The sequence below is a fragment of the Mesorhizobium sp. M7A.F.Ca.CA.001.04.2.1 genome, assembly GCF_003998485.1.
Taxonomy (GTDB): Bacteria; Pseudomonadota; Alphaproteobacteria; order Rhizobiales; family Rhizobiaceae; genus Mesorhizobium; species Mesorhizobium ciceri.
Genome location: NZ_RZQT01000003.1, coordinates 45,587 through 71,260, shown reverse-complemented (window position 1 = coordinate 71,260; position 25,674 = coordinate 45,587). Strand labels below are relative to the sequence as shown.

23 protein-coding genes are annotated in these 25,674 nt (G+C 61.2%); 15 read left to right on the top strand and 8 right to left on the bottom strand.

Features of this window, described 5'->3' with window-relative positions:
* The 6 genes from EN955_RS01920 to EN955_RS01895 all read left to right on the top strand — a co-directional run bounded on the left by EN955_RS01920 (position 1) and on the right by EN955_RS01895 (position 7,577).
* Positions 1 to 2,205 carry a hydantoinase B/oxoprolinase family protein gene (locus EN955_RS01920; RefSeq protein ID WP_024501846.1) on the top strand — a complete coding sequence of 735 codons (2,205 nt, stop codon included), beginning with the start codon at positions 1 to 3 and terminating at the stop codon, positions 2,203 to 2,205.
* Entirely contained in the window at positions 2,202 to 2,696 is a 495-nt protein-coding gene (locus EN955_RS01915) for an acetone carboxylase subunit gamma (RefSeq protein ID WP_024501845.1), read from the top strand. The genes EN955_RS01920 and EN955_RS01915 overlap by 4 nt, the downstream gene beginning before the upstream one ends.
* A gap of 87 nt (positions 2,697 to 2,783) precedes the next feature.
* Entirely contained in the window at positions 2,784 to 3,611 is an 828-nt protein-coding gene (locus EN955_RS01910; RefSeq protein WP_024501844.1) for an SDR family NAD(P)-dependent oxidoreductase, read from the top strand.
* Positions 3,612 to 3,837: 226 nt separating this feature from the next.
* A complete protein-coding gene (locus EN955_RS01905; protein WP_081714202.1) occupies positions 3,838 to 4,908 on the top strand; it encodes an SGNH/GDSL hydrolase family protein in 1,071 nt (356 codons plus the stop codon).
* Positions 4,905 to 6,011 (top strand): acyltransferase, encoded by a 1,107-nt coding sequence (locus EN955_RS01900; protein ID WP_024501842.1) that lies wholly within the window; start codon positions 4,905 to 4,907, stop codon positions 6,009 to 6,011. The genes EN955_RS01905 and EN955_RS01900 overlap by 4 nt, the downstream gene beginning before the upstream one ends.
* A gap of 255 nt (positions 6,012 to 6,266) precedes the next feature.
* Positions 6,267 to 7,577 carry an O-antigen ligase gene (locus EN955_RS01895; protein WP_024501841.1) on the top strand — a complete coding sequence of 437 codons (1,311 nt, stop codon included), beginning with the start codon at positions 6,267 to 6,269 and terminating at the stop codon, positions 7,575 to 7,577.
* 121 nt (positions 7,578 to 7,698) lie between these two features.
* On the opposite strand, the gene EN955_RS01890 is transcribed toward EN955_RS01895, so the two are convergent.
* On the bottom strand, positions 7,699 to 8,964 hold the full coding sequence (locus tag EN955_RS01890) for a polysaccharide biosynthesis/export family protein (protein WP_024501840.1): 1,266 nt from the start codon (positions 8,962 to 8,964) through the stop codon (positions 7,699 to 7,701).
* A gap of 100 nt (positions 8,965 to 9,064) precedes the next feature.
* Positions 9,065 to 9,742: a sugar transferase gene (locus EN955_RS01885; RefSeq protein WP_013528120.1), complete on the bottom strand. Its 678-nt coding sequence runs from the start codon at positions 9,740 to 9,742 to the stop codon at positions 9,065 to 9,067.
* A 601-nt stretch (positions 9,743 to 10,343) separates the two neighbouring features.
* Here EN955_RS01885 and EN955_RS01880 point away from each other — a divergent pair.
* Positions 10,344 to 10,619 carry an exopolysaccharide production repressor ExoX protein gene (locus EN955_RS01880; protein WP_013528119.1) on the top strand — a complete coding sequence of 92 codons (276 nt, stop codon included), beginning with the start codon at positions 10,344 to 10,346 and terminating at the stop codon, positions 10,617 to 10,619.
* Between the two features lie 108 nt (positions 10,620 to 10,727).
* Here the strand turns inward: EN955_RS01880 and EN955_RS01875 are convergent, their stop codons facing one another.
* The 6 genes from EN955_RS01875 to EN955_RS01850 form a co-directional block, all read right to left on the bottom strand.
* Positions 10,728 to 12,572, bottom strand: a complete 1,845-nt coding sequence (locus EN955_RS01875; RefSeq protein ID WP_024501839.1) for an ABC transporter ATP-binding protein — start codon at positions 12,570 to 12,572, stop codon at positions 10,728 to 10,730.
* An 8-nt stretch (positions 12,573 to 12,580) separates the two neighbouring features.
* A complete protein-coding gene (locus EN955_RS01870; RefSeq protein ID WP_024501838.1) occupies positions 12,581 to 13,567 on the bottom strand; it encodes a serine kinase in 987 nt (328 codons plus the stop codon).
* Positions 13,564 to 15,486 carry a lasso peptide isopeptide bond-forming cyclase gene (locus EN955_RS01865; protein WP_024501837.1) on the bottom strand — a complete coding sequence of 641 codons (1,923 nt, stop codon included), beginning with the start codon at positions 15,484 to 15,486 and terminating at the stop codon, positions 13,564 to 13,566. The genes EN955_RS01870 and EN955_RS01865 overlap by 4 nt, the downstream gene beginning before the upstream one ends.
* The gene (locus EN955_RS35230; RefSeq protein WP_024501836.1) at positions 15,483 to 15,860 is read right to left on the bottom strand and encodes a lasso peptide biosynthesis B2 protein; all 378 of its coding nucleotides are present in this window, start codon (positions 15,858 to 15,860) and stop codon (positions 15,483 to 15,485) included. Before EN955_RS35230 ends, EN955_RS01865 begins: the two co-directional genes overlap by 4 nt.
* A 199-nt stretch (positions 15,861 to 16,059) precedes the next feature.
* Positions 16,060 to 16,374 (bottom strand): PqqD family protein, encoded by a 315-nt coding sequence (locus tag EN955_RS01855; protein WP_013528114.1) that lies wholly within the window; start codon positions 16,372 to 16,374, stop codon positions 16,060 to 16,062.
* 137 nt (positions 16,375 to 16,511) lie between these two features.
* Positions 16,512 to 16,664: a lasso peptide gene (locus EN955_RS01850; protein WP_010913078.1), complete on the bottom strand. Its 153-nt coding sequence runs from the start codon at positions 16,662 to 16,664 to the stop codon at positions 16,512 to 16,514.
* Positions 16,665 to 17,178: 514 nt separating this feature from the next.
* Here EN955_RS01850 and EN955_RS01845 point away from each other — a divergent pair.
* The 8 genes from EN955_RS01845 (at position 17,179) to EN955_RS01810 (ending at position 25,663) form a co-directional block, all read left to right on the top strand.
* Complete coding sequence (locus tag EN955_RS01845) at positions 17,179 to 18,303, top strand: nucleotidyltransferase family protein (RefSeq protein WP_024501835.1); 1,125 nt, start codon at positions 17,179 to 17,181, stop codon at positions 18,301 to 18,303.
* Between the two features lie 91 nt (positions 18,304 to 18,394).
* Positions 18,395 to 19,417, top strand: coding sequence for a glycosyltransferase (locus tag EN955_RS01840; protein ID WP_024501834.1), 1,023 nt, complete (start codon positions 18,395 to 18,397; stop codon positions 19,415 to 19,417).
* A 290-nt stretch (positions 19,418 to 19,707) separates the two neighbouring features.
* Positions 19,708 to 20,103 carry a hypothetical protein gene (locus tag EN955_RS01835; RefSeq protein WP_024501833.1) on the top strand — a complete coding sequence of 132 codons (396 nt, stop codon included), beginning with the start codon at positions 19,708 to 19,710 and terminating at the stop codon, positions 20,101 to 20,103.
* A 154-nt stretch (positions 20,104 to 20,257) separates the two neighbouring features.
* Complete coding sequence (locus EN955_RS01830) at positions 20,258 to 21,112, top strand: family 16 glycosylhydrolase (RefSeq protein WP_024501832.1); 855 nt, start codon at positions 20,258 to 20,260, stop codon at positions 21,110 to 21,112.
* Between the two features lie 67 nt (positions 21,113 to 21,179).
* Positions 21,180 to 22,511 (top strand): UDP-glucose/GDP-mannose dehydrogenase family protein, encoded by a 1,332-nt coding sequence (locus EN955_RS01825; RefSeq protein WP_013528109.1) that lies wholly within the window; start codon positions 21,180 to 21,182, stop codon positions 22,509 to 22,511.
* 92 nt (positions 22,512 to 22,603) lie between these two features.
* Entirely contained in the window at positions 22,604 to 24,046 is a 1,443-nt protein-coding gene (locus EN955_RS01820; protein WP_013528108.1) for a GMC family oxidoreductase, read from the top strand.
* Between the two features lie 13 nt (positions 24,047 to 24,059).
* Positions 24,060 to 24,509 (top strand): hypothetical protein, encoded by a 450-nt coding sequence (locus tag EN955_RS01815; protein ID WP_013528107.1) that lies wholly within the window; start codon positions 24,060 to 24,062, stop codon positions 24,507 to 24,509.
* A 74-nt stretch (positions 24,510 to 24,583) separates the two neighbouring features.
* Positions 24,584 to 25,663, top strand: a complete 1,080-nt coding sequence (locus EN955_RS01810) for a glycosyltransferase (RefSeq protein WP_024501831.1) — start codon at positions 24,584 to 24,586, stop codon at positions 25,661 to 25,663.
* Positions 25,664 to 25,674 lie beyond the last annotated feature (11 nt).

The following is a 25,674-nucleotide window of genomic DNA, read 5'->3' as shown; positions in this document are numbered from 1 at the left end:
ATGTTGGACAAACCTGCCTCGACCCTGCGCCTTCGCGAAAGACTGCTCGATTCCGAGCGGCTGATGGAAGAGACCGGCTGCTATGACGGCATCACGGAACTCATGCTGCGCAACCAGGATCCGCTGAAGTTCGAGACGCTGCACACCAAGCTGCGCGCCTATTGCGTCTCGGCTCGCGAAATGGCCCGCCGCATCTCGGCCTCGCCCGGCGTGCGCGAAGTCGGCGAGATGGTGGTCGCCATCTATACGCCCGAAGGCGACGCCATCGCGCTCTCCAACGGCATCATGGTGCATGTCCATACGATGAGCCGCTTCATCAAATGGATGATCAAGAACAATTACGAGGAAAACCCGAAGATCCGTGAAGGCGATATCTTCGCCAACAACGACGCCTTCATCGGCACCGTGCAGGTGCCTGATGTCATGGATGTGGTGCCGATCTTCCATGAAGGCACGCTGGTCGGCTGGGCCGGTGCCGTCTGCCACGAACTGGAAGCCGGCGGCATCACGCCGGGCGGCGATGTCTGCATGGCGCAGGAGCGCTTCACCGAAGGCCTGTTCGTCTGCGCCGAGAAGATCGGCGAGAATGACGAGATCCGGCGCGATTACGTCATACGCTGCGAGCGCAATCTGCGCATGCCGATCTACTGGGTGCTCGACGAGAAGGCCAAGGTCGCCTCCTGCATCGACATGCGCGAAAGCGTCAAGCAGCTCATCTCGGAGATCGGCCTGGACTACTGGATGAAGGTGTCGAAGGAATTCATCGAGGAAGGTCGCCGCGCCCAGCTCGCCCGCACCCGCCAGCTCACCGTGCCCGGCATCTATCGTGGCCACACGTTCTACGGCCATGTCACGGCGGGAAAGCCCGGCTTCCAGCTGCTCGGCGATCCCGACTGGCTCTACAACATCCCGATCGAGATGGAGATCACGTCAGACGGCAAGATCACCATGGACTTCGAGGGCACGCAGCCCTGGGGTTACCATTCGATGAACTGCACGCCGGCCGGCATGGATGGCGGCATGTTCGTGACGCTGACCCAGCACATGAATTTCGAAGGCCTGGTCAATGACGGTGCCTGGATGGCGACCGAACTGAAACTGCCGCACGGCACCTGGACCAACCCCGACAACGAGATGGTGGCCACCGCCACCTCTTGGGCGCTGCTGCTGCCGGCCTACGGCGTTTTCCAGCGGCTTTTGTCGCGCAGTTTTGTCGCGCGCGGCTTCGTCGAGGAGGCCTTTGTCGGCCAGGTCAACAGCCCGATGATCGAGATGGGCGGCGAAAGCCAATACGGCACGCCGTTCGGCATGGCGCATTTCGAGTGCGCTGCCGCCGGGTCCGGTGCGCTCGCCATCAAGGACGGTCTCGACACCGCCTATGTCGGCTGGAACCCGGAATCCGACATGGGCAACATCGAGGTCTGGGAACAGTCGATGCCGATGGTCTATATCGGCCGTTCGATCGTGCCGAATTCCGGCGGCGCCGGTAAATATCGCGGTGGCTGTTCCTTCGTCTCGACCTGGCTGATCAACAAGACCTCACATCTGCGGCTCCACACCTCCGAGCACTCCTCGCGCGTGTTCGACAATGGCGGCATGTGCGGTGGTTATCCGGCGCCGACCTGCCAGAAGCATCGCGCGGTGCGCAACTCAGACATTCACGAACTGGCGGCAAAAGGCGAACCGCTGGCGCATTCGCCCGGCATCGACCCTGACGTCTCCGACTACGAGAAGAACATCGGCGGCGACCATGTCGTGGTCGAAGGCCCCTACATCACCTCGCCGCACAAATCCGGCGACATCTTCAGCCATTCCTACAATGGCGGCGGCGGCTATGGCGACGTGCTGGAGCGCGATCCGATCAAGACGGCATGGGATGTCGAGAACGGCTTTCTCACCCGTGAAGCGGCGGACCAGGTTTTCGGAATTGTGCTGAAGGACGATGAAGACGGTTATCCCGTCGCCGATATCGACGCCACGGTCGAACGCCGCGCCGCCATGCGCAAAGAGCGCCTGGCTAAGGCGATCCCGGTGACGGATTGGATCGCCAAGGAGCGTGGCCGCGTCGGAAAGGCCGACTTCGCGCCCGAAGTGAAGAAAATGTACGCCAGCGCGATCAAGCTGTCGTCGCGCTTCACCAAGGAATTCAGCGATTTCTGGAACGTCGACGCCAAATCGATCTTCACGCCGGGAGCCAAGCCATGACCTCATACAGCAAGGAAGTTCTGGGCGATCTGGCCGCCGGCAAGCTGCCCTGGCCGCAGACAAGGCGCATCATGAGTGCCTACAAGGATGACGACCGTTTCTTCAAGATGGTTGCCGTCTATCAGGATCGTGTCGCCTGGAAGGACCCGATCCTGCTGCCGGTCTCGGACCATCTGTTCATCTGCCAGAGTGGCGATGAGCGCATTACCCGCTGCGAATGCGGCCACTCCTTCGGCGACTATCGGAAGAACTGGAAGCTCAACGCCGTGATTAACGTGCGCAACACCGAGGAGGCTTTGCGCGAGATCTATCCCAACAGCGATCTCCCTGATCCCGAATGGATGGAAATCCGGGAGTTCATCTGCCCGGAGTGCGGGACGCTGCATGAGGTCGAGGCGGCGGCACCCGGTTATCCCATCGTGCATGATTTCGAACCTGACCTCGAAGGCTTTTATCGCGAATGGCTGGGCAGACCGCTTCAGGTGTCCTGAACGCTCGTCGATGGAGGCTGCGCCGCTGTGATTGCCAAATCCGGTCAGGACTGATTGCCTACCCAAACGAAGCGGAGACCGTGCGCCATGAACAACCTTTCCGGCCGTAGCGCCATCGTGACCGGCGGTTTCTCGGGCATGGGCTTCGCCATTGCCACGGCTTTGGCCGAGGCTGGGGCCAATGTCGCCGTCGGCTCCTACATCGCGCCTGCCGGCGCCGACAGATCCGATGCCGCCTACTATCCGGCCGCCGACGAGATCGAGCGCGTGCGCTCGGCCCTTGCCGCCCATGGAACGAAAATTCACGCCGCACACCTTGACGTTCGCGACAGCGACGTCACCAACCGTTTCGCGGCTGATGCCGAGACGGCCATCGGCCCCGCCGACATTCTGGTCAACGCCGCCGGCACCACCGCCGAGCAGCCGGTCTGCGGCCATTCCGACGCGCTTTGGGACAAGATCGTCGACACCAACCTGACCGGCGCCTTCCGCGTCACGCGTGCCGTGCTGCCGGGTATGATCGAGCGCGGCTGGGGCCGCATCGTCAACATTGGCTCGACGGCCGCCTTGGTCGGGTGGAAGGACAACCCGGCCTACTGCGCGTCCAAGGCCGGCCTGCTGGGTCTCACTCGCTGCGTGGCGCTGGAAGGGGCGGCGCATGGCGTCACCTGCGTTATGATCAGCCCGACCTGGGTCGAGACCGAACTGATGCGCCGCAATGTGGCGCAGGTCGTGGAGCGCGAAGGCAAGGGGCGCACGCCAGAGGAAGCGATGGCCGAGATCGCCAGGGGCAACCCGCAGCAGCGCCTGCTGCAGCCGCAGGAGATCGCCGCACTGGCCGTCTTCCTGTGCTCGGATCTCGCCAAGGGCATCACCATGGAAAACATCCAGATCACCGGCGGAGCGCTTTGGTAGCGCTCCAGCGGGGTGCTTGCGAAAGTCCAACTGACGGGGACTGAAAAGGACCAGTGTCTAAAAAGGCGCCGGCATCAGGCGGGGCGCTTCCGCTTGCGACGACCGCCTTAGGACGGATTTTTCGCACGCGCCCTGCATCTCGCATGTGCGAAAAGTTCTTTCGCATCTGCGAGAAAAGGTGTTTACTGCTCTTGTAGCACTCGCCATTCTCACAGGCTGACTCTAGATGAAAGTAGCCGGTCTTCGGCCATTCCTGATAGCAGTGTTGGCGGCAGCTGGGTTAAATGGGCTCACTGATCGCTGTGCGCTTGCCGGGGAATCGGAGTTGCACAGCGCCCGGCTGGTTGGTCGCTTTTTGGCGACCGGAACCCAAGCCACATTTGAATGGCCGGGAACTGCCATCGAGGTTGAATTCCAAGGGGCATGGCTCGACGTAGTGCTTGACGACACAGGCCGCAACAGCATGGTCGTTGATGTTGACGGTGCTGTATCCCGCCTTGACTTGAAGAAGGGCGAACACACCTACAGAGTCGTATCGGATACGGTGGCCGCCCGGCACGCCGTGCGTCTTGTCCGCCGAACCGAAGCGTCATTCGGCGCGACTGTTCTCAAGGATATCCGGACCGACGGATCTTTTCTGCCGCCGCAGCCGAAAACCCGCAGCTTTTTAGTCATCGGCGACTCCATCTCGGCGGGTTACGGCGTCGAGGGCAAGGACGCCAAATGCCGGTTTAGCGCCGATACCGAGAACCAGTACTTGACCTTTGCCGCAGTCGTGGCGCGCCGCTTTGGAGCAGACGTTACGACGCTTGCAGCATCCGGGAAGGGCCTTGTCCGCAATTATGATGGCAGCACCAACGCAACGATGCGCGACCTCTACACGCGACTGATGCCGTCACGTCCTGACCGGGAGCAACTGCCTGATACCAATGTCATTGTCGTGCATCTCGGCAGCAACGATTTCAGTGGTGGCGCGCGGCCGCCGGATTTTGTCGCACGCTACGCGGACTTGCTTGCCCAATTGCGCGCCAACGCGCCTGGCGCAATGATCTATGCCGGTATCGGCCCGATGCTTTGGGGCGCCGACCTCGATGCCGCGGTGTCGGCCGTGAACAAGGCCGTGGCGGTCCGTCGTGCCGCGGGTGAAAGAAAAATTGCTCTGATACGATTCGACAGTCCAGGAGGAGTTGCTTCACGCGGCTGCGACTCGCATCCAAATGAAATCGGCCAGGGTCATATGGCCGATGAACTTGAGGCCCGTGTGAAAGCGGACCTTGGCTGGGAAGAGACAAAATGACTGTAGCTTCGACGGTTGGCGTAGAATCACCAACGGTGCTGCCGGACAGCACCAATGTTCGTCGCAAGCTGCTCGGGCTCCAAGTTCTAAGGTTCGTCGCCGCTTTTGCGGTGGTATTGTTCCATATTGGAAGCGGTTTTCAAATAGAGTTTGGTCTTAAGGAAAATATCTTTGGGTTCGGAGCGTCAGGCGTTGATATATTCTTCGTAATCAGTGGATTTATAATCGCTTACACCACCGATGAGGCCAAAGGCGCCTGGCAATTCTGTCGCCGCCGCATAGTTCGTATCGTTCCGCTCTATTGGACGCTGACGGCAGGTATCGTGTTGATTGCGCTGATGAAACCCGGTCTGCTGAATTCGACCGTCGTGAGCGGCGAAACGATCCTGAAATCACTGTTCTTCATCCCGTTCGAAAAGGTCGACGGTTCGATTCAGCCGCTGCTCTTTCTCGGCTGGAGCCTCAATTATGAGATGTTCTTCTATGCAATATATGCTGCGTGCATAGCTTGCGGCCTGCGCGGCCCACTGTCGCCATCCATGTTCATAGTAGTTCTCGTGGCGATGGGTCAATTCATCCAGAGTGAAAACGTCGCTTGGCGCTTTTATACAAATCCGCTGATGCTGGAATTTGTTTTTGGCATCTTACTTTACCTGGCATATGTGCATAGTGCGAAGCTTTTCGTGGGACGTACGTGGCTTATGCTTGCGATTTTCGTGGCGACAATAGCCATTCGGCAAATGATACCTGATTTGCCCTGGCTTCTGGCGAACGGCGTCCCTGCCGTGGTTTTAACCGCCGCCGCTTTGTCTTGGTCGCCCCCCCGGACGCGCGCGATAACATTTCTGGTTTTGCTCGGAGATGCATCATACTCGCTCTACCTCTCGCACCCCTATGTGATCCAGCTGGCGAGCAAACTGCTACCGCATCAGTCGGGGCTGATGGCGCAGGGGCTGGCCGGCATCGTGGCATGCGCGCTGTCCATAGCGGTATCCATTGTCCTTTATACAATGATCGAGCGACCCGCGCAGGCTCTCTTCAATGGCTTGGCAGCCCGTAGGCAAGCCTCCTCGACGCTCAGGAAAACCGAAAATCATATCTGACTCGCGATGGGAACAGGCCGCCCACTGCCTCTGGATTTGTGACGGATCGCCCCTGTTCCAAGGTGCGACGACTCGGTATCCGCCGCTTGGCCAATTCGCGTAAGATAAGTTGACCGGATTTGCCATTGAGCGCCGGGCGCGATAGGTTATATTGCACTGCACAATGGAGAAGCCGTTTATTGCACGCCCATGTCTGCGAAAAATCCGGCCGGCTCATGGCTTGCCGGCACTGGGTCGTGTCGGCGGGACTCTGAGATGAAGATTCCAAAGTCCCTGCTGGTCGATCCCGAGAAGAACTCGGTCTATGGCGCCTTTGCCGTAGCCGTCTCGATCTGGGCGTTTTCCTATTCGTTCATTTTCGGCCAGGTGCTGATCCTGGCCTACTACGCGGTCTGGCTTCCACTCGTCCTGGTCGACTACCGGCGGTTTCTGCGGCATCTGTCCAGCGCCTGGCTGCCGCTGCTGTTTGCCGCCTATGTCTGCTTCTCGATTTTCTGGTCGGTTGCGCCGGGCATCACGGCAAGGACGGCGTTCCAATATCTCTCTCATATCGCTTGTGCCTATATCGCGGCGCGCACCGTCAGCGTGCGCGCATTGACGATAGGCGCCCTGGTCGGGATTTTCTTCATCCTGCTGTATTCGTTGCGGGTCGGCAATTATTCCGACGATGTTCTCGACGGCACCTACAATTTCGTCGGCGCGTTTGCCTCCAAGAACCAGCTCGGTTTTGTCGCCTCGCTCGGCATATATTTCAGCGTGGTGTTCCTTGCCTTTTACAGGCGCGGCCGGCTGAGCCTCATGCTTACAGCGCCTCTCATTCTGCTGTCGGCCTATCTGCTGTTCGTCTCGCATTCCGCCACCTCGATGGCCTCGATACCGGCGGTTCTGGCGCTGGTGACGCTTCTTGCGATGAGCAAAATTTTGTCACGGCGCTACCGCCGGGTGATTTTCCTGATCGGCGCCGGTCTGCTGGTCGTGACTGCCTTTGTCGCCTTGAATCTCGGGCTGATGGACTTCGTCCTCGGCCTCTTCGGCAAGGATTCGACGCTCACCGGACGGACCTATCTGTGGGAGCAGGGCTGGAATGCCGTGCAGAAATCGCCGATTCTCGGCGTCGGCTATGCCGCCTATTGGGTGCAGGGCTTCGCCGAAGCCGAGCGGCTGTGGAACGAGTTCTACATCACCACCCGCACCGGCTTCCACTTCCACAACACCTATATCGAGGCTCTTGTCGAACTCGGCTTCGTCGGAGCGACGCTGGTATCGCTGATCGTGCTGCGCACGCTCTACGGCCACGTGTCGGCGGTGGTCTTCAAGACATGGCGGGCCGAGCCGGTGATCCTCGCCGGCGTGATGGTGCTGCTGCTGATTCGTTCCTTCGTCGAGGTCGAGATACTCAACCCCTATTTTACGGGTTCCTTCTTGATGTACTACAGTTTCTTCAAGCTGGCGCGGCTGCCCGTTACTACCCGCACGCGGCGGTCGCAGGCGCCGGCGGATGCGGCCACGGGTGAAGCTGATTGGCCCCGGCATGCCGGCCGTCCGGCGGCCGCTGGGTCGTCATAAGCAATCAACTCGCGGGTTGAAGTCAGGGCAGCGGGAAGCCTTCGCCTGGCAAGCATGGTGCTCAGCAAAAATCCGCCCCTCACGGGACGGATTGAGATGCTGGATGGTATCGGGCTGTGGGCTACTGGCTGGCCAGCGGCGCCAGCTTGACCTTGATCACATCGCCAGGCAGCACGAGTGTGTCTTCCTTGGCGGCGATTTCGCTGGTCTTGCCGTCGACATTGCGCACCAGTGAATAAAGCAGGGCGGGCTGCTGATCATTTGTCATGGCGGCCACAGTCGCGGGATCGGTAGCCTGGGCTATCAGGCCTTTCTGCATATTCGCCTTCAGCGCGGCTTCGTTCAGGTCGGCTTCGGTCTGCTGCCGGGCGGTAGCGAGGTTTGAACTCAAGGTGTTCTGGGCATCGATGGCGTCCTGCTTCGCCTTGCTGATCGACTGCTTGGCGGTGAGGATGGCGGTTTCGTAGTCCAGGATCTTGCCCTGCAGGTCGGCAACCGACTGGCGCGAATCCAGCAGTCGGGCGTTGGCGATCAGGCCTTTCTGCGCTAGCGGGCCGATGCTGGCGAGCTGCTGCTGCGCCAAGTCGACCTGCTGCTGCTGGTTGACGATCTTCTTCTGCAGCGATTCGATCTCGGATTCCAAAACCCCTTTGAGATCGTCGAGCGCTTCAAGCTTCAGCTTCAGCGCCTTTTGGTCCGCTGTCAGGATAGTCATTTCGTCCGCGACGATGGCTGGCAGTCTCGGATCGCCCTCGACCTCCTTAGGCACGTCGAAACTGGCCTTGCCGGCCATGTCCGCGTCGATGCGGGCGCGCCTGACGATCAGCCGAATGCGCTGGTCGTCGGAGACATCGAAATTGCCCTTGGCGGTAACCAAGTCCTTGCCGAGTTGAGGTCCGTAGTCGGCGTTTCGCCGGATGCCTCCGGCGACGCTGATGGCCTTCAACACTGTCAGGTCAGGCACATATGGAAACTGGCCGGGGTTCTGGACTTCGCCCGAAATGTAGAATGGCCGGAACTGCGCCATCTCGACCGAGGCTTCCGGTCTGTCTGACAAAGCGAGTTTTTTCTGCAAAGCCTCGCCGATCGCCGTTGCGATTTCGGACGTGGTCTTGCCGGAGGCCGGCAGTTCGCCGGCGAACGGCACCGACAGCGTGCCGGATGGACCGACCGTGTACTCGCCATTCACCGCCGACCAGTCACGGAATGTGCCTTCCACGGTCTGCCATTCGGCGACGCGGATGGTGAGCTTGTCCTGCGAGCCGAGGCGATAGTCGCCGGCGGCGGCGATGTGCGGGACGACGAGGGCCATGGCAAGGCATGTGGCCAGCAAACGCGCCCGCCGCAGGCGGCCGGAAACCGGGCCGCCGCGAAAGGCTTCGAACAAATCTGTTTTCAACTCAACGTTCCGATCCGCTATAGCCCCATCGCCCGATGAGCTTGCGTCGAATGGCCGACGCCAATGTCTGGCATTGGCCACCGGCCGGTCAGTAAGAACCGCGCGACATCCAGACGGCCGGGACGGTCTTGATGATGATGCGAACGTCCTCGAACAGCGACCAGTTCTCAACATAGTGACGGTCGAAGGCGACGCGGCTGTCATAGGACACATCGTTGCGGCCGCTGACCTGCCACAGGCCGGTCAGGCCCGGACGCGATTTCAGATAGTAGACGGCGGATGTGCCATAGATCTCTAGTTCGTCGCGCACAACCGGACGCGGACCGACAAGGCTCATATCGCCCTGCAGGATGTTGATGATCTGCGGCAACTCATCGAGGCTGAGTTTCCTCAGCACTGCTCCAACGCGGGTGACGCGCGGGTCGTTCTTCAGCTTGCGGGTCGCGATCCATTCCGCGTTGGCGTCCGGGTTGGTGGCGAGATAGGCTGCCAGCACCTTGTCGCCGTCCGGAACCATGGTGCGGAACTTCAGGCACGGAAAAATCCGTCCGCCCCGCCCGATTCGCCTGTGGCCGTAGAAAATCGAGCCGCCGTCGGAAAACTTGACGAGCAGCGCTATCATGACAAATAGCGGGCTGAGGGCGATCAAGCCAATCAGTGAACCGGTGATATCGAAGCTGCGTTTGAGCAGGCCGCCGATCGGCGGCGGAAAATCGATGTCAGCCTGCGAAAAGCTCGCGGTGGCTGACTTGGCAACGTCCCTCATGCCGTAAACTCCATGCGTTGAACGAATGGTTCACCACACGATACCAAAAAAATGTTGCAGCGCAACACACAATTTACCACCCCGTTGAAATAGTCACGTCATGAAATGACTAAATAATAAGCTTGCCATGCACAAATTTCGGCATATTTAGCACATTTGTGACAATAAATGGGCACAGCCGAAAAAATAGAGGCCTTTGTGGGGCGGTTTTTAGGCGGACCTACCTATTTGCCAAGGCGAGGTACAAACTAGTGCTTCATCATGCCGTGATGCTTGGTCAAAACCATATAAAATACTACTTAATATTGGCCATTTTACTGAAAAATATCGACGAGAGGATATCGGCCTAGCTCCCGTTGCGTGCATTGCAACATGGCAGAGTCGATCGCAAAAGCTCGATCAAAAATAACCGAAGTTGCCCTTGCCGCCTATTGCTCGCCTTAATAGAATTGCAAATTATACCTGTCACGGTGACGACAGGTGGAAAAGGCCGGAAGCAACCGGTCGAGAGTGGGCGACCTTAACAAGCCCACATGACAAGGGACGGCGCTCGGGTGGGGCAATCGCGATAATACCCGAGCCGGTTTATGGGCTGTTGGGTATGGCACTTCCAAAATTCATCCTCGGGATGATTTTCGCTCTGGCGATCGTCGTCGGCTGGTCCTGGCTGGGCGGTGCGTCGATAGGCACGATATTGGTGCGTGTCATCATCTGCGCCGTGACCATTCAGGCCGGCTATTTCGTGCTCATCTACACCATGATCGCCAGGAGCGCGCCGACGCCTGCCGATATAGCTCGTGACGCCGAGCGCAAACTGAACGCACCCGAGGTCGCCGAAAGCGAGAAGCTGGGCGGTGCCAGGCGCGGCCTGCATTGATGCAGACTGCTCAAACGTGGCCGGTTTGGCGGCAACGACATGCTTCGAGACAAAGGGACCAAAGCGCCGCGTGAATCCGTTTCGGCGCGACGCGTCCTGGCCGCCGGCTCACGCCACATCAGCGGGTTCGCTCTCCGACTGTTCCCCCAACAGCATCCTCGACAACCGGCTGCCGGTTTTTTCCTTCAGCCGCTGATATTGGCCGACCTCGACGATACGGCCGTTTTCCATCGCCACCACCCAGTCGGCGAAGGCGATCATCGACGGCCGGTGCGCGATGGTCAGGATCGTCATCGTACCGCGTAATCCGTCGATCGACCTGGCGATCAGCGACTGGTTCTGCCAGTCGAGCGCGCTGGTCGCCTCGTCGAGGATGAGCAGCGACGGCTTGCGCAGCAGCGCGCGCGCGAGCGCGATGCGCTGACGTTCGCCGCCCGAGAGCCGCACGCCGCGATCGCCGACCACCGTCTCGAGCCTGAGGTCGAGCCGTTCGACAAACTCGCCGGCGTGCGCCTGACGCAGCGCGGCCCACAGATCGCCATCGCTGGCCCGTGGCGCGGCGAGGCGCAGGTTCGCCGCGATCGTGTCGTGCAGGAGGAACACGTCCTGCGGCACATAGGCCACCTGGTCGCGCCAGCGACGGCGATTGCTGGCATCGATCTCGACGCCATCGACAAGCATCTTGCCAGTGGTGGGCTCCAGCAGGCCAAGCAGCATGTCGGCGATCGTGCTCTTGCCCGATCCGGACGGCCCGATCAGGGCGGTGACCTTGCCGGCCGGCAGGCCGAAGGTAATGCCGCTCACCACCGCCTTGTCGACAGCATCTCCGTAGGCGAAGGACACGCCGCGAATATTCAATCCCGTATTGAGGGAGAGTGTCCCGGCGTCGGCGAACTCGGTATGGCCGGGTTCGCGTTCGGCGTCGAAACGTGCCTGCAGGCTGCGCATTGCCGTAAAGGCGGGCAGGTTGATCAGCACTTGCTGGGCCTGCGTCTGCATGTCCATGAAGCGCGGCGCGATACGCATGAAGACCAGGAGCAGGACGACGATCTCGGCCAGCGACAGGTTGAAGCGGACCAAAGCCACATAGATGAACAGGCTCAGGCCCACGACGCTCGCCACCTGGAATACAGCAGTGCCGATGGTGCTGTTGCGCACATAGTCGATGTTGTCGGCCTTCATCCTCTCAAGCGTCGACCGCAGCTGCGCGAAATAGCTGTCCTCGACGTTCAGGCTCTTGGCCACCTTGATGCCGCCGAGAAATTCCGAGACTGTCCGGTACTGGTCCTGGCGATTGGCGGTCAGCACACGGCCGAAGGCAGTGGCCCGTGCCCGGAAGGGCCGCAGCGCCACGAACATCAGGATGCCGATGACCACGGCAAACAGCGTCATGACCGGCGAGATAAACACGGAAACCAGGAGATAGCCGGCCAGAAGAACGGCGATCTGCACCAGCATCAGCAGTGAGAAAGCCGCGCCCTGGACGCGGTCGATGTCGCCGGTCAGGGCATGATCGAGATCGGAACTGCGCATGCGTGTAAAAACGCCCCAGCGCGCCTTGCCGATGCTTTCGAACAGGTTCATGCGAACGCGATTGATGAAATCGAACAGCAATTTGGCCATGTAGACCGACTTGAAGCGATTGAACGCCGCCTGCGCCGCAACAAGCCCGACCAGCGCGCAAAGCACGGTCGTCAGTTGCAGCGTGCCATCAGGCACCAGCCAGCGCACGAAATCATCGTTGGGCAGCCGAACAGCGAAATCCTGGTCGGCACGTCCGACCAGATGCAGCAGCGGGACGAGCAGCAGGATCGAAATGCCCTCGGTCAGGCTGCCGAGGATGAGGAAGAACAGCGCCGTCCACGTTCGCCGGCCGCCGATCCGGGCAATGGTGGCGCCGAAGGCGGCAATTTCTCGAAACAGCGACAGGCGAAGGATTGGGGGCTTCGACATGGTTGCGCTCACAACCGCCGGCTGCCAGCCGACAGATCCTTTTCGATCAGTTCCACGGCTTCGCCGATCCTGTCCAGGCCCGTCGGGACTTCCAGCCGGTACACGCCGATGTGGTTGGCAATCCATGAACATTGCCGAAGATGCGCCGTCGCGAAGTCGCCGGGCAGGGCCGCGCGGCCGAAGCGCGTCACATAGGAGAATTTGATGATGGCCGGCAGGGCGGCAATGGCGGGCAAGGGCGTGATGTCAGCCCTTTCGCCGCGCTCGAGGATATAGATCCTGGTCGCCGGCACCTCGTCGCCCGAAAAGCCACCGTTCAGGCGATGCTGCATCTTGTCGATCGCCGCATGCACTTGCGGCCGCACTTCCGCTTCCCCAAGCGAGATCGCCGCCGCGGCGTCGGCCGCCAGCTTGATCTGCGGAAAGCCCGGAACGGTCATTGGCTCACTCGGATTGGCGAGGTCCAGCGCCACCACGTCATCGGTAAGCAGTCGATGCCCGGCCCGGATCATCGCACTTGCGGTCGTCGACTTGCCGGCTCCCTTATCACCCATGAAGATGGCGCTCGTGCCGGCGGCGGCGATGGCACTGGCATGCAGGACAAGCAGGCCGCGCCGGTGCAAGAGCAGCGCCATGACCGGACCAAGCAGCGGAAACGCGAGCAGCGCGTCGTCGACGCCGGGCGCCGGTTCGATGTCGATACGGCTGGAATCGGTGATCAGGAACGCGCCCACGGCATGCCACGCCAGATATTGCCGGTCCGGCTCGAAGCGAAAGTCGGTCGCGGCTTCGGGCGAGGGCTTTGGCAGGTCGATCGCGCCGACGGCAATCACGACATCCGCCGCCCCCGGCGCCGCCGGCTGCAGTTCGGGCAACGTCACCTCCGACGCGATGGTCAGGCCGTAGGCCCGGTAGAAGCGGCGTTCTCGCTTGGCCCGGCCATGCGAAAAGGCATCATCATTGCATAGAGCGAGCGGCTCGTTGCGCGGCATCATGCGGGGCTCCCGCCATGCTGGAGCTGCCGCAGCCAGAGCGACAGCGAGGCCGAGCGCCAGACATACTGGACATCCAGGGGGGCTGCCTGATCGGGCTGGCGCAGCAGCCGCGCATAGGCGGCACTCACTTGCGGCAGATTGACGTAAGGGGCGATGCGTTTCGCATCCGAGACCAGCAGCTGTTCCAGGAGGTCGCGATGGTTGCGCAGCATGCCGTTGACGAGATTGGCAGTGAAGTCGATCTTGTCGCGCCGCCACTGCACCGCCTCCGGCAATACGCCTTGCATGGCGCGGCGCAGCACATAGCGGCCAAAACCGTGGCTCAGCTTCTCCTCGCCCGGCAGCGCCAGGCAGAACTCGACCAGCGGCTTGTCCCAGAAGGGGTAGCGCGGCTCGACCCCGAAATTGGCGGCGGCTTTGTCGAGAACCTCGAAAGCATGCGGGACATAGCCGTTCGACAGGATCCAACGATGGCTCAAGGCGTCGCTGGCCTGGACGCCGGGCGGCATGTAGCCGGCCCGGTGAAACCGGTCGACAAGCTCGGTGCGCTTGGCCAGGTCCGGATTGATCAGGTCGCGCCAGCTTCGTGCGCGCGACACTTGCGCGGGCTTGCGGATCTTGTTCAGGGCACGGTTGGCCATATGCCTCAGCCTGGCGATGCGCCAGGCCGGCCCGTAGAGGGTCAGGAACTGGAGATAAAGGCCAAGCGTGCTGTCGCCATAGGTGTTGGATGCGCTGCGGACCTCGCGCCACAGATCCATCCATCGGCCGCCATTCGCAAGCTCGTGCAGGTGGCCGTGGCCTTGTGAAACGACCTCGTCGCCACCATGGCCGTCCAGCAGCACCTTGATGCTCTTGGCGCCGGCAGTCCGGTAGATGCCGCGGGTGAGCGTCAGGCCCGGCGCCAGGAACGTTCCTTCCTGTTCTTCCAGCACGCGCTCGAATTCGGCAAATGGGGCATAGTTGCCGACCGGGATCAGCGTCGCGTCGACCTTCTGCTGGTCGAGAACGGCATCGATGAAGGGCCGCTCGTCCATCGGCGAGCCCTTCTCGAAAATCAGCGAGAACGTTGGCAGCCTCGGCTTGCGCGCGGCGGCATTCTGCAGGCTGGCGACACAGGCGATAGACGAGGAATCGAGGCCGCCGCTCAGCATTGCCCCGACCGCCGAGGTCCCACGCATGCGGTTGCGCACCGATTGCGAGAACAGATGGGCGAATTCCTCCGATGCATCCGACCGCAAGGGCCGCGCCGACGGCTCGATCTGCCAGTATCGGCGCAGCATCACTTGTTGCGCGGTGACGGTTAGGCTGTGGCGGGCCGGCAGGCTGAATATATCGCTGTAGGGGGTCGACTGCGGGTCGTCGGGAAGCCCGGCCAGGAAGCCGGAGATCTGGCGCTCGCTGACACGTGCGCGGATACCCTCGACGCCCAGGATCGGACCGATCTCCGACGCAAAGGCAAAACGCCGGTCCGCCGCGTGGTAGTAGAACGGCTTGACGCCAAAATGATCGCGCGCGCAAAACAGCGATTGCCGCTCGTCATCCCAGATGGCGAAGGCGAAATCGCCTTGCAGATGCTCCGGGCAGGCTTCGCCCCAGCGCAGATAGGCCCGCATCAGCACGATCGCGTCGGCTACCGACTGGTCGCGGATACCGAGCCTGGCCAGCAACTCGTCACGGTTGTCCAGCCGGCAATCGGCGGTGATGGCGAGCCGGCCCCCAGCCATCGTCAAAGGGCCCGGACCGACTTCATCCGATGTGTTGAGCCAGGCGTGGCCAAGGGCGATGCTGGTGTCCAGCCACCAAGAACTGCCGTCAGGACCACGATGGCGCATGCGCGCCAGCATTTGCTGAATGTCGGCCGCCGCGACCGCCGGTGCGTTTGCTCCGCGCAACAGGATTCCGGCGACGCCGCTCATCGGCTGCCGTGGTCGACGAGATGGGCGAAGCCGTCGATCGATCCGCCAAGCACGATATGGTTGTCGCTGACCAGCCAGGCATGTGCTTTCAACTGCTCGCCTGTGCCACGTTCGATGCCGATGCGTATCGTCGATTCATTGCCTTGGCGGGCGAGAATATACTGGCCGGAGAGCGCCTGGGTCAGGCACGTGGCGTAAGGGACGAAACGGGCCGCGGCGGCAACGCCCCAGGCGACGCGCCGCAGTTCGCCCATTGAGGCGCACTGCCGCGCGTCGAGGCGCGTCACCAGGCTGCGTACACGATTGTAGGACAACAGCGTCAGCCCCAGCCGAACTGTCGCCACCACCAGCAGGCAATGGCCAAGGAAGATCATTTCCGAGCCAGTCAGGGAGAAAATCCTGACCAGCCCGCGCCGGCTTCCCCCGCGCTTCGTCTGCTTGACGTTTGTTTCTCTCGCCGGTTCCTGCCGTAAAGCCGTGGCCCGCGAAGACAAGGCCCGCGAAACCAGGGCCCGTGAAACCAGGGCCCGTGAAACCAGGGCCCGTGAAACCAGGGACTTGTGCTGGACCGGCTTAGACAAGTGCCTCATGATGCCGTCTCGCAAGCCCATTATCGGCCAGGCCCTTCAGCAATGCGTCGACATCGGCCTGGCAGCGCGCCGGGTCGACATTGTAGCGCGCAAGCACGGCGCTGCGGATGTCGCCGATCGACCGGGGTTCCTGGATCAAATCCCAGATGAAGGCGCCGACGCCATTCAGGCTGTAGTAGACATTGGATTTGAGATTGAGCAGCGCCAAGCCATCGCCGAACTCGCAAGCCACGGCATCCTTGGTCGCGCACACGCTATCGTGGTCGCCCAGATCACGGTCGGATAGCTCCCCGTTCATCCCCAAACCTCGCTGACAAAACGCTGCGACATCTCCAAGTGGCGCAGGAGAAATCGGGAGGCTGGCCCCCCGACCCCTCTTACGTCTGCTTTTGAATCCAGAGTCCCAACATGTCACTCTGGAATCGGCTGTAAGTCTCAGGAGAACGTCAGGTCGCCAATCGGCGTATGCGCGGGGAACGATGCGTCGATCGCCGTGCTGCCGCCGCCGCCCTGGGTGATGGTCTCAATCGAACCATGGACCGTCAGGCTTGGCGTTTCATATTCATGCTTTTCAACATTCTGTTCCATTTTACTCTCCGATTTAGGACTGGAAACGGCCTGTCGAGTGCCGTCAGCACTTTTATGCTGCAATGCAATAGCTGCACGGCAGCATTTATGAGTCAAGACTGTTTTACTTTCTGTTAATCAATTACGGTTGCTGGCGTCGTCACATGAGCGGCATGCCTAAAACTTGTCATTTTTTAGCCGATTCCTTGTGCACGACGATCGCGCCTGTGCTGATTCTTTAAGCATTTGATTTTGCTTGCATAAGCCGTTTGCGTTGTGCCTATATTTAGGCCTCTCTAATGAAAAGAATTTCCATTTGAGAAATCGTCCGGAGATTGCCTAAGCCGACGTGGCAAGGGACATTTCAACCGCGGTTTTCACTGCTTTCCGATGCCACCTCGATAGACGCTTTGGTGGCAAAAATTCGCACTGCAGAAGGAAAGGCTTTACGGCATCGAGGTTTTTGGTGATGCTTGCTTCGCACTTGCAGCATAAGTGTCGGCGCGAAACGCTTTCTTGGGAGACTGTGCGCTAAATGGCCTTGCCGGATGGCTCATACGAACGATTGCGCGCCGCCGGCTGTGCCGGCGAGGTGGCCTATGTGCAGGCTTGCCTGCGATTGTTTTTCGCCGGCCCGGGCGCGGGCGACGTTTCGATGCGCCATCTTGACGGTGAAAAAATTGCCGAGATTGCCAGGCTGAACAAGGTCGCCGTCTTTGTCCTCAAGGCGCTTTCGCGCGCAACCGCGCTTCAGAGGCCAACTAAGCTTTTCCAATGGCTCGACACCTACCGCAGGAAAACGGTTTCGATGAACGCGTCCTGCATCATGGATTCGATGGCGATCCAGGACGTGCTGCGCGCCAGCGAGATCGATTTCGTTTTTCTGAAGGGTCCGTTCCAGCAGCAACTTCTCTACGACGACCATTTTATGAAGCCCTCGGGCGATGTCGACATCCTGGTTTCGCCGCTCGGATTTTTCAGGGCGCGTGATGCGCTTCGCAAGATCGGCTATGAGGTATCAGGCAAGTCGAGCTCCGTCTGGTGGGTCCGCTTCCTCGGCGAACAGCACATGACCCGGGACGACGGGCCGAGGTCGTCCACCGTCGATCTCCACTACCGCCTCCAGCAGCCCGGCTCGCCAAGCCCGCGCGACGCGGACGGGTTCCTGCGGCGCAAGCGACAGGTCGAAATCGCCGGTGCGACGGTGCCGTTCACCTCGGTGGCCGATACATTGCTTTTGTCCTGCATCAGCGTCGCCAAGGCGCTTTTCAACCGGGAACCCTGCGCCGGATACGTCTGTGATATCGGCGCCAGCGCCGGCCGCCTCGACGAGGCGGATCAGCAGCGTTTGCTCGATGCCGCTACCGCGCAAGGTCTGGACGACACGCTGCTGCTTGGCCTGCGCGCCGCCGACGTGCTACTCGGCGGTGCCGGCACGCTGCTGTCGCAGCGCGCGACCAGGATCCTGCCGCGCATCGGCAATGAGGATCTGCTCGGCATGGTCATCGCGCCGTGGCTGCCGTCGCTGCGGTGGCCGCAGCGGCGAACGGTGCTTTGGGAACTGTGCGGCCGCGCTCCGGTCCGCTATCTGGCCGAAGCAGGCTGGGCGGCGTCCGCCGATATCAGCCGCCGCATCTTCGAGCGGCCGGCGAGTCGCTGAAGGTAAGTTGGATGCTGATGGCAATTCTGTAGTGCATCGAACGAGTACGGGGCGAGGGCAAATCGATATTACCTGTACGAGAGGCAAATCCATGTCGATGACGAAATCCGAGGTCTGCGTGATCATCGCGGCAAAAAACGCCGCAGCGACAATCGCCGTCGCCATCGCATCCGCATTGCGCGAACCGGAAGTGGCGGAGGTCGTGGTCGTCGACGATGCCTCCACCGACGACACCGCCGGTGTCGCACGATCCGCCGATGATGGCAGCGGGCGGCTCTCCGTGATGCGCCTCGATGTCAATCGCGGCCCCTCCTTTGCCCGCAACGCAGCCATCGCCGGCTCGAAATCGCCGTTCATCAGCATTCTCGATGCCGACGATTTCTTCCTCGAAGGCCGGTTTCGCAACCTGTTTGCCGGCGCCGATTGGGATTTCGCCGCCGACAACATCATGCTGATCAGGGATGATGCGACGGGCGACGCGACGAAAATCGTCGCGCCGCAATTTGCCGCCGATCCGGAATTCCTCGATTTCGAGCGTTTCGTCGAAGGCAACATCTCCAGGCGCCGCGTGCAGAGGGGCGAATTGGGCTTTTTGAAGCCGGTGATCAGCCGTGCCTTCCTCGACCGCCATAGGTTGAGCTACGACGAGAGCCTGCGGCTGGGCGAGGACTATGAACTCTACGCCCGCGCGGTCGCATGCGGAGCGCGGTTCAAGGTCATTCGCTCCTGCGGCTACGGCGCCATCGTCCGCGCCGATTCCCTGAGCGGCCGCCACAAGACCCAGGACCTGAAGCGTTTGGCCGATGCGGATCTGGCGCTGCTGGCGATCGACAGCCTGCCGGAAGGCTCGAAGGCGGTGCTGCGGCGGCATGAACGGCACGTGCGCGACAAATATCGGCTGCGTAATTTCCTTGACGTCAAGGCCGAGCGGGGGCTGGGCTCGGCTGCGGCTTACGCCTTCGCCAGCCTGTCCAACCTCGTCCCCATCGTCCAGGGCGTGGCTTCCGACAAGCTCGAGGCGCTGTTTCGTCGTGTGGGCCTTGTGTCCAGCCAAAAGCCTGTGCCGCCGCTGCGCTTTCTGATGGCCGGAACCAGCACGGGCAAGGAACGCTGAGAGCGGTCCCGATGCAGCGATTTGTCCACTCGCGGCATGTCATCACGCAAACCATTTCGGTCGGATTTATGAGTTTACGAATTGGGTGGTTGCCTCGCGGCTCCGACGATGGCAGTCTATGTTGCGGTGCAGCATAGTGGACGACCAGCCGAACTTGGCCCCCGATCGGATTGGTCTGATGTCTCTCCCTCAAAAGGAGCACGACAACGCAACACGAGTTTTTGAGCCCCGGCTGCGGGGATCGGCCAGAAGCCCGGCCCACAAGCCGGCGATGACGGGAACCTGAGTTCATGGCCTCGATATTCGGTTTCAGATCAAGGGATCCGGCCCGCGACCGTCAGGCCGATGTTTCACGTCTTGATCGTCTGGCAAAGCTGTTCGAGCAGATTGCGGCCGAGATCGAGGCCGAGAGAACCGGGCTTGAGAATCGCTACCGGACGACGTCGACCAACGCCGCCTTTCTGGTCGAAGCGATGGAAAACGGCTCTGCTTCCGACAAGCGGTCTTCGGAAGTCAGCGCACTGACACAGTCGATCCTGAATTGCGAGCGCCGCATCGCGGCGCTGTCGCGCCAGGACGGCATGATGAAAGAGCTCCGTCATTCGCTGGATACGGTCTTTGACGAGGATGCCTCCTCGGCCGCCGCGGCGGAATTCGCCTGGCCGGCAGGCGCCGGCAGAGGTTGAACGTGAAGGCTCGGAACTGTTGCAACAGATTTGATGCAAGGCGGGAAGCAGAAGCAATCGAGAGGGTCACAAGGAAGGTCAAGGTTGGCCCGTGCAGGAGCGGTTCGAACGTCGACTTTGGGTTGGGGACACACAGCGCAAAGGTGAGTTTGGTATGAATTGGAATCCGAAACCTACGACGGCAATTGACGCACCGCCTCTCGCATATCGGACCGGACAAGCCGCCCGGCGGCTGGGGTCGCTCGGTGCGTTGCTGCTGGCTGCTCTTGGCGGTTTCCTGGCAACCCCTTCCCATGCCCAGGACATTCCGACATCGCCGTCCTTTGTCGATGATTTCAAAAGCTTCGACCGCACGCGCTGGTATGTTTCCGACGGCTGGAACAACGGCAGCCATCAGAATTGCACCTGGTCGAAAAATATGGTCGAACTGTCGAATGGTGTGCTGTCGCTCGGCTTCGAAAAGCAGACGCTGAAGGATCGCGACTACGTCTGCGGCGAGATCCAGACCAAGCAGCGCTTCGGCTATGGCACCTATGAGGCACGGCTGAAGACCGATACCGGCTCCGGCCTCAACGCCGCGTTCTTCACCTATATCGGTCCAAGCGACAAGCAGCCCTGGGACGAGATCGACTTCGAGGTCCTGACCAAGGACACCTCCAAGGTGCAGGTCAACGCCTATATCGCGGGCAAGGGCAAGAACGAGAAACTGGTCGACGTACCGGGCGGCACGGAGAAGGCCTTCAACGACTACGCCTTCGTCTGGCAGAAGGACAGCTTGCGATGGTACGTCAACGGCCAACTGGTGAACACGATTACCGACCCGGCGAAGCTGCCCAGCCATGCACAGAAGATATTCTTCAGCTTTTGGGGCAGCGATACGATGAAGGGCTGGATGGGAGCGTTCGCGGATCCGGGCCGCAAGCTTTCCCTGCAGGTCGAGCGGGTCGCCTTCACGGCGCTCGGCGAACCCTGTCAATTTCCGGAATCGCTGGCATGCAGTGTAAAGTAGTTGGGAAAGTCGATTTGAACCGGCGGGGCCGAAAACGGTCCGCTGCCTTGCATGGGAATGAAACCGAATGAATTTGACGGTGTTTGGAATTGGCTATGTCGGCCTCGTGCAGGCGGCGGTGCTTGCCGAAGTCGGGCACCAGGTGGTGTGCGTCGACATCGACGCCGCCAAGGTCGAGCGGCTCAACCAGGGCCTGGTTCCCATTTTCGAACCCGGTTTGGAAAACCTCGTCAAGGAGAACCATGCCGCCGGCCGCATCAAGTTCACAACGGATGCCGCCGCCGCTGTCAGGCACGGCGAGATCCAGATGATCGCGGTTGGCACGCCGCCGGGCGAGGACGGCTCGGCCGACCTCAAATATGTGCTGGCAGTCGCCGAGACCATCGGCCGCGAAATGGACAAACCCAAGATCGTCGTCGGCAAGTCGACTGTGCCGGTCGGCACCTGCGAAAAGGTGAAGGCCAGGATCGCCGACACGCTGAAGAAAAGAGGCCGCGAGGACCTGGCTTTCGATGTCGCTTCAAATCCGGAATTCCTCAAGGAAGGGTCCGCGGTTGCCGACTGCATGAAGCCGGACCGCATCATCGTCGGCACCGACAGCGAGGACACCGAGGCTGTGATGCGCGAACTCTACGCGCCGTTCAATCGCAACCATGAGAAGATGATCGTGATGGACGTGCGCAGCGCAGAATTCACCAAATATGCCGCCAACTGCATGCTGGCGACCAAGATCAGCTTCATGAACGAGATGGCCAATCTGGCCGAACAACTCGGCGCCGACATCGAGGAGGTCCGCAAGGGCATCGGCAGCGATCCGCGCATCGGCTACCATTTCATCTATCCGGGCCTCGGCTATGGCGGCTCGTGCTTCCCGAAGGATGTGCGGGCGCTGATCAAGACCGCCGAAGGCGTCAAGTTCGACGCCAAGCTGCTGCGCGCCGTTGAGGAGCGCAACAACGCACAGAAATCGGTTCTCTTCGACAAGGTGGACCGCTATTTCAAGGGCAACCTCAAAGGCAGGACCTTTGCGCTCTGGGGTCTGGCCTTCAAGCCCAACACCGACGACATGCGTGAGGCGCCGGCGCGCGTCCTGATGGAGGCGCTCTGGAAGGCCGGCGCCAATGTGCAGGCCTATGATCCCGAGGCGATGCAGGAATGCCAGGCCATCTACGGGCTGCGCGACGACCTGCTTCTGTGCGGCACCAAGGAGGCAGCGCTTCGCGGCGCCGATGCGCTGCTGATCGCCACAGAATGGAAGAGCTTTCGCGCGCCGTCCTTCGACGCGGTGAAGGACGCGCTGACCACGCCGGTCATCTTCGACGGCCGCAACCTCTATGACCCCAAGGTCATCGCCCGCCACGGCATCGAATATCACTCGATCGGCAGAATGGCGGCATGAGACCGGGCCCTGGCAGCCGGATGCAAGACCGGTCCGCACACGGCCTGCGGGCGCTGGGGTTGAGCGCGTATTTCTGTGTGGAGTTGTAGCTGATGGTGCTGGACGTAAAGCCGGAGCAAATCACCAAGAATCATTTCGATCTCGTCGCGATCGGTTCCGGCTTCGGTTCGGCCTTCTTCCTGCATGAGTTCGCCAGGCGCCGAAAGGCGCGCATTCTGGTGCTGGAGTGGGGACGCCACAACACCCATGAATGGCAGCTCGAACAGAACGTCAACACCGACATCGAAGACGAGACGACCTACAAGACCAATTCCGACAAGCCGTGGAACTACACGATCGGACTGGGTGGCGGGACGAACTGCTGGTTCGCGCAGACGCCAAGATTTCATCCCAATGATTTCCGGCTGAAAAGCACCTACGGCATCGGCAATGACTGGCCGATCAGTTATGACGACGTCGAGCCGTTCTACTGCGACGCGGAAGACATCATGTCGATCTCCGGCGACCCCGACATGGCGGCGATGCTGCCCCGCTCGAAGCCGTTTCCGCAACCGCCGCATCGCATGTCGACACCGGACAGGATGATGAAGGCGGCGCAGCCCGACCAGCACTTCGTCATGCCAACCGCGCGGGCTCGCGTGCCGACCGCGCAGCGCAGCTCGTGCTGTGCCAATCTGCGTTGCTGGCTGTGCCCGGTCGACGCCAAATTCACCGTCAACAACGGGTTGATGCACGTCTTCGAGCATCCCGACATCTCGGTCTGCCTCGGTGCGGAAGTGCGCCGGCTCGATCACGTCGGCGGTGCTGTCCGTTCGGTCACGTTCAGCCATGACGGCAAGGAATACCAGGTCAGCGGCGATCTCTTCATTCTCGGCGCCAATGCCATCCAGAGTGCGGCGATCATGCTGCGATCCGGCCTGGGCGGCGAATTTGTCGGCAGCGGCCTGCATGAATCCTACGGCTGGAATTTCGAGGTCTATCTCGACGGTGTCGACAATTTCGACGGCAGCACCATCACAACCGGCCTGAATTTCGGCCTCTATGATGGTCCTCACCGATCGGAGCATGCGGCGGCACTGGTCTATTTCGAGAACCGCTGGCAGCACGGAATGCGTGCCGAAAAGGGGCGGCTACGCCAGGCGCTGCCGTTGGTCGTGGTCACCGAGAACCTGCTCGACCCCGAGAACTACGTCACGCTTGACGCGGATGACAATGCCTTCGTCAGCTTCAAGGCGCCATCGGACTACGCGGTGAAGGGCATGGCGCGCGCTCTGGAGAAATTGCCTGACCTTCTGGCGCCGCTGCCGGTCGAAAAGCTCTTCGACCGCGGCATTCGGCCGACCGAATCGCACGTCCAGGGCACGCTGAGGATGGGGACCGGCCCGGCCGATTCTGTGGTCGACAGCGGCATGATCCACCATCAGCTCAGAAACCTGGTCGTCGTCGGCACCAGCACCTATCCGAGCTGCTCCTGCGCCAACCCGAGCCTGACCGCGGCAGCGCTGTCCTTGCGGGCGGCGAGCCGGATCGCGTGAAAGGAGGTATCGCATGATCGAGATTTCCAGACGCTCGGCCCTGGCCGTCTTGGCTGGCGGAGTGGTTTCGACGGGGGTCGCCTACGCCACCGTTTCCTCCTTCTCGGACGAGGATCTGGTGCGCGTCACGCTGGAAAAATATCTTGGCAAGTTGAACATCCGCATCGAGCATCTGCAGCAGTTCGTGCTGGCGTTCCGCGACAGGAATCCATGGAATTTCCCAAGCGAAAAACTGAGTGACGCCGTCACCCTGGTGGAGGAGCTCAAGCTGGGCGCCGCGCGTCGCTTGCTGCCCCGGCGAAAGCGGGAAGATCTGCTGCATTTCGACCGCTGGGTCGTCGCCGAATTCCATATGCTGACGGACTACGCCTGGCGCAGTTCGCCCAACGACCCGATCCGGTTTACCGGCTGGCAATCCTGTACCAATCCCTTCGCCAATCTGGAGCCGCCGAAACTTGCCTGACGTCGAAAGCGAGGCGGCGGCCTTTGCCTGTTGTCTCCGAGCAAGGAATACGAGATGCGACAAGGAGCCCGATCATGAAAGTTCTCTTTGCAGGCGGCAACGGCTACCCGCCCGAGTTCAGTGGCGGCGTTCAGTCGAGCACGCATCATCTGGCCGAACAGTTGATCGAGCACGGTCATGAAGCGGCTGTGCTCGCCGCCCTGTTCGGTGACGGTGTCTTCGGCTTCAAGGCACGCGCCAAGATGAAGCTGTTGCGGCAGCCGGCGGTTGTCGACAGCTATCCCGGCTATCCGGTGGTGCGGGCCTGGTTTCCCTGGGAAGCGGCGGGTTATGCCGTCGACAGGCTGAAGCCCGATGTCGCCGTGGTCCAGTGTCACAAATCGGTTCCGATCGGCAAGGCGCTGCAGGCGGAGGGCGTGCCTCTGGTCGTTTATCTCCGCAATGTCGAGTTCCATGAACTGGGCGGCGATCTGCGCGAATTGCATTCGGCGCTTTACATTGCCAATTCGGATTTCACCGCGCGAACCTACAAAAAAGAATTCGGCATCGAGGCAGCGGTGATCCCGCCAACCATCAACCCGGCGCATTACTCGACGCCGACGACGGGCCAGTTCGTCACGCTGATCAACCCCTATGAGGAAAAGGGATTTGAGCTCGCGGTGCGGATTGCCGGCGCCTGCCGCGAAATTCCCTTCCTGTTCGTCGAAAGCTGGAAGCTCGACGACGATCACCGGGCGCGGATCGAACAGACGATCGCTCCCTTGGGCAATGTCGTCCTGGAGAGCCGCACCAGCGACATGAAGACGGTCTATGGCCGCACGAAGATCCTGCTTGCTCCCAGCAAGTGGGAGGAGGCGTGGGGCCGCGTCGCTTCGGAGGCCCATTGCAGCGGAATCCCCGTTATCGGTTCGCGGCGCGGCGGTCTGCCCGAGGCTGTCGGCTCCGGTGGCGTGGTGCTGGATTACGATGCTCCGCTGGCCGATTGGGTCGCGGCCGTCAGGCGGCTGTGGAACGACAACCAGGAATATGACCGGCTTTCCAGTCTCGCTCGCAGCTTCGCCGGGCGTCCGGAACTCGATCCTGATCGCCAGTTCATCACCTTCTTCTCGATACTGGACAGGGCCATGCAGCAGCGCGCGCGACAGGCGGCCTGACGACGCGCCTG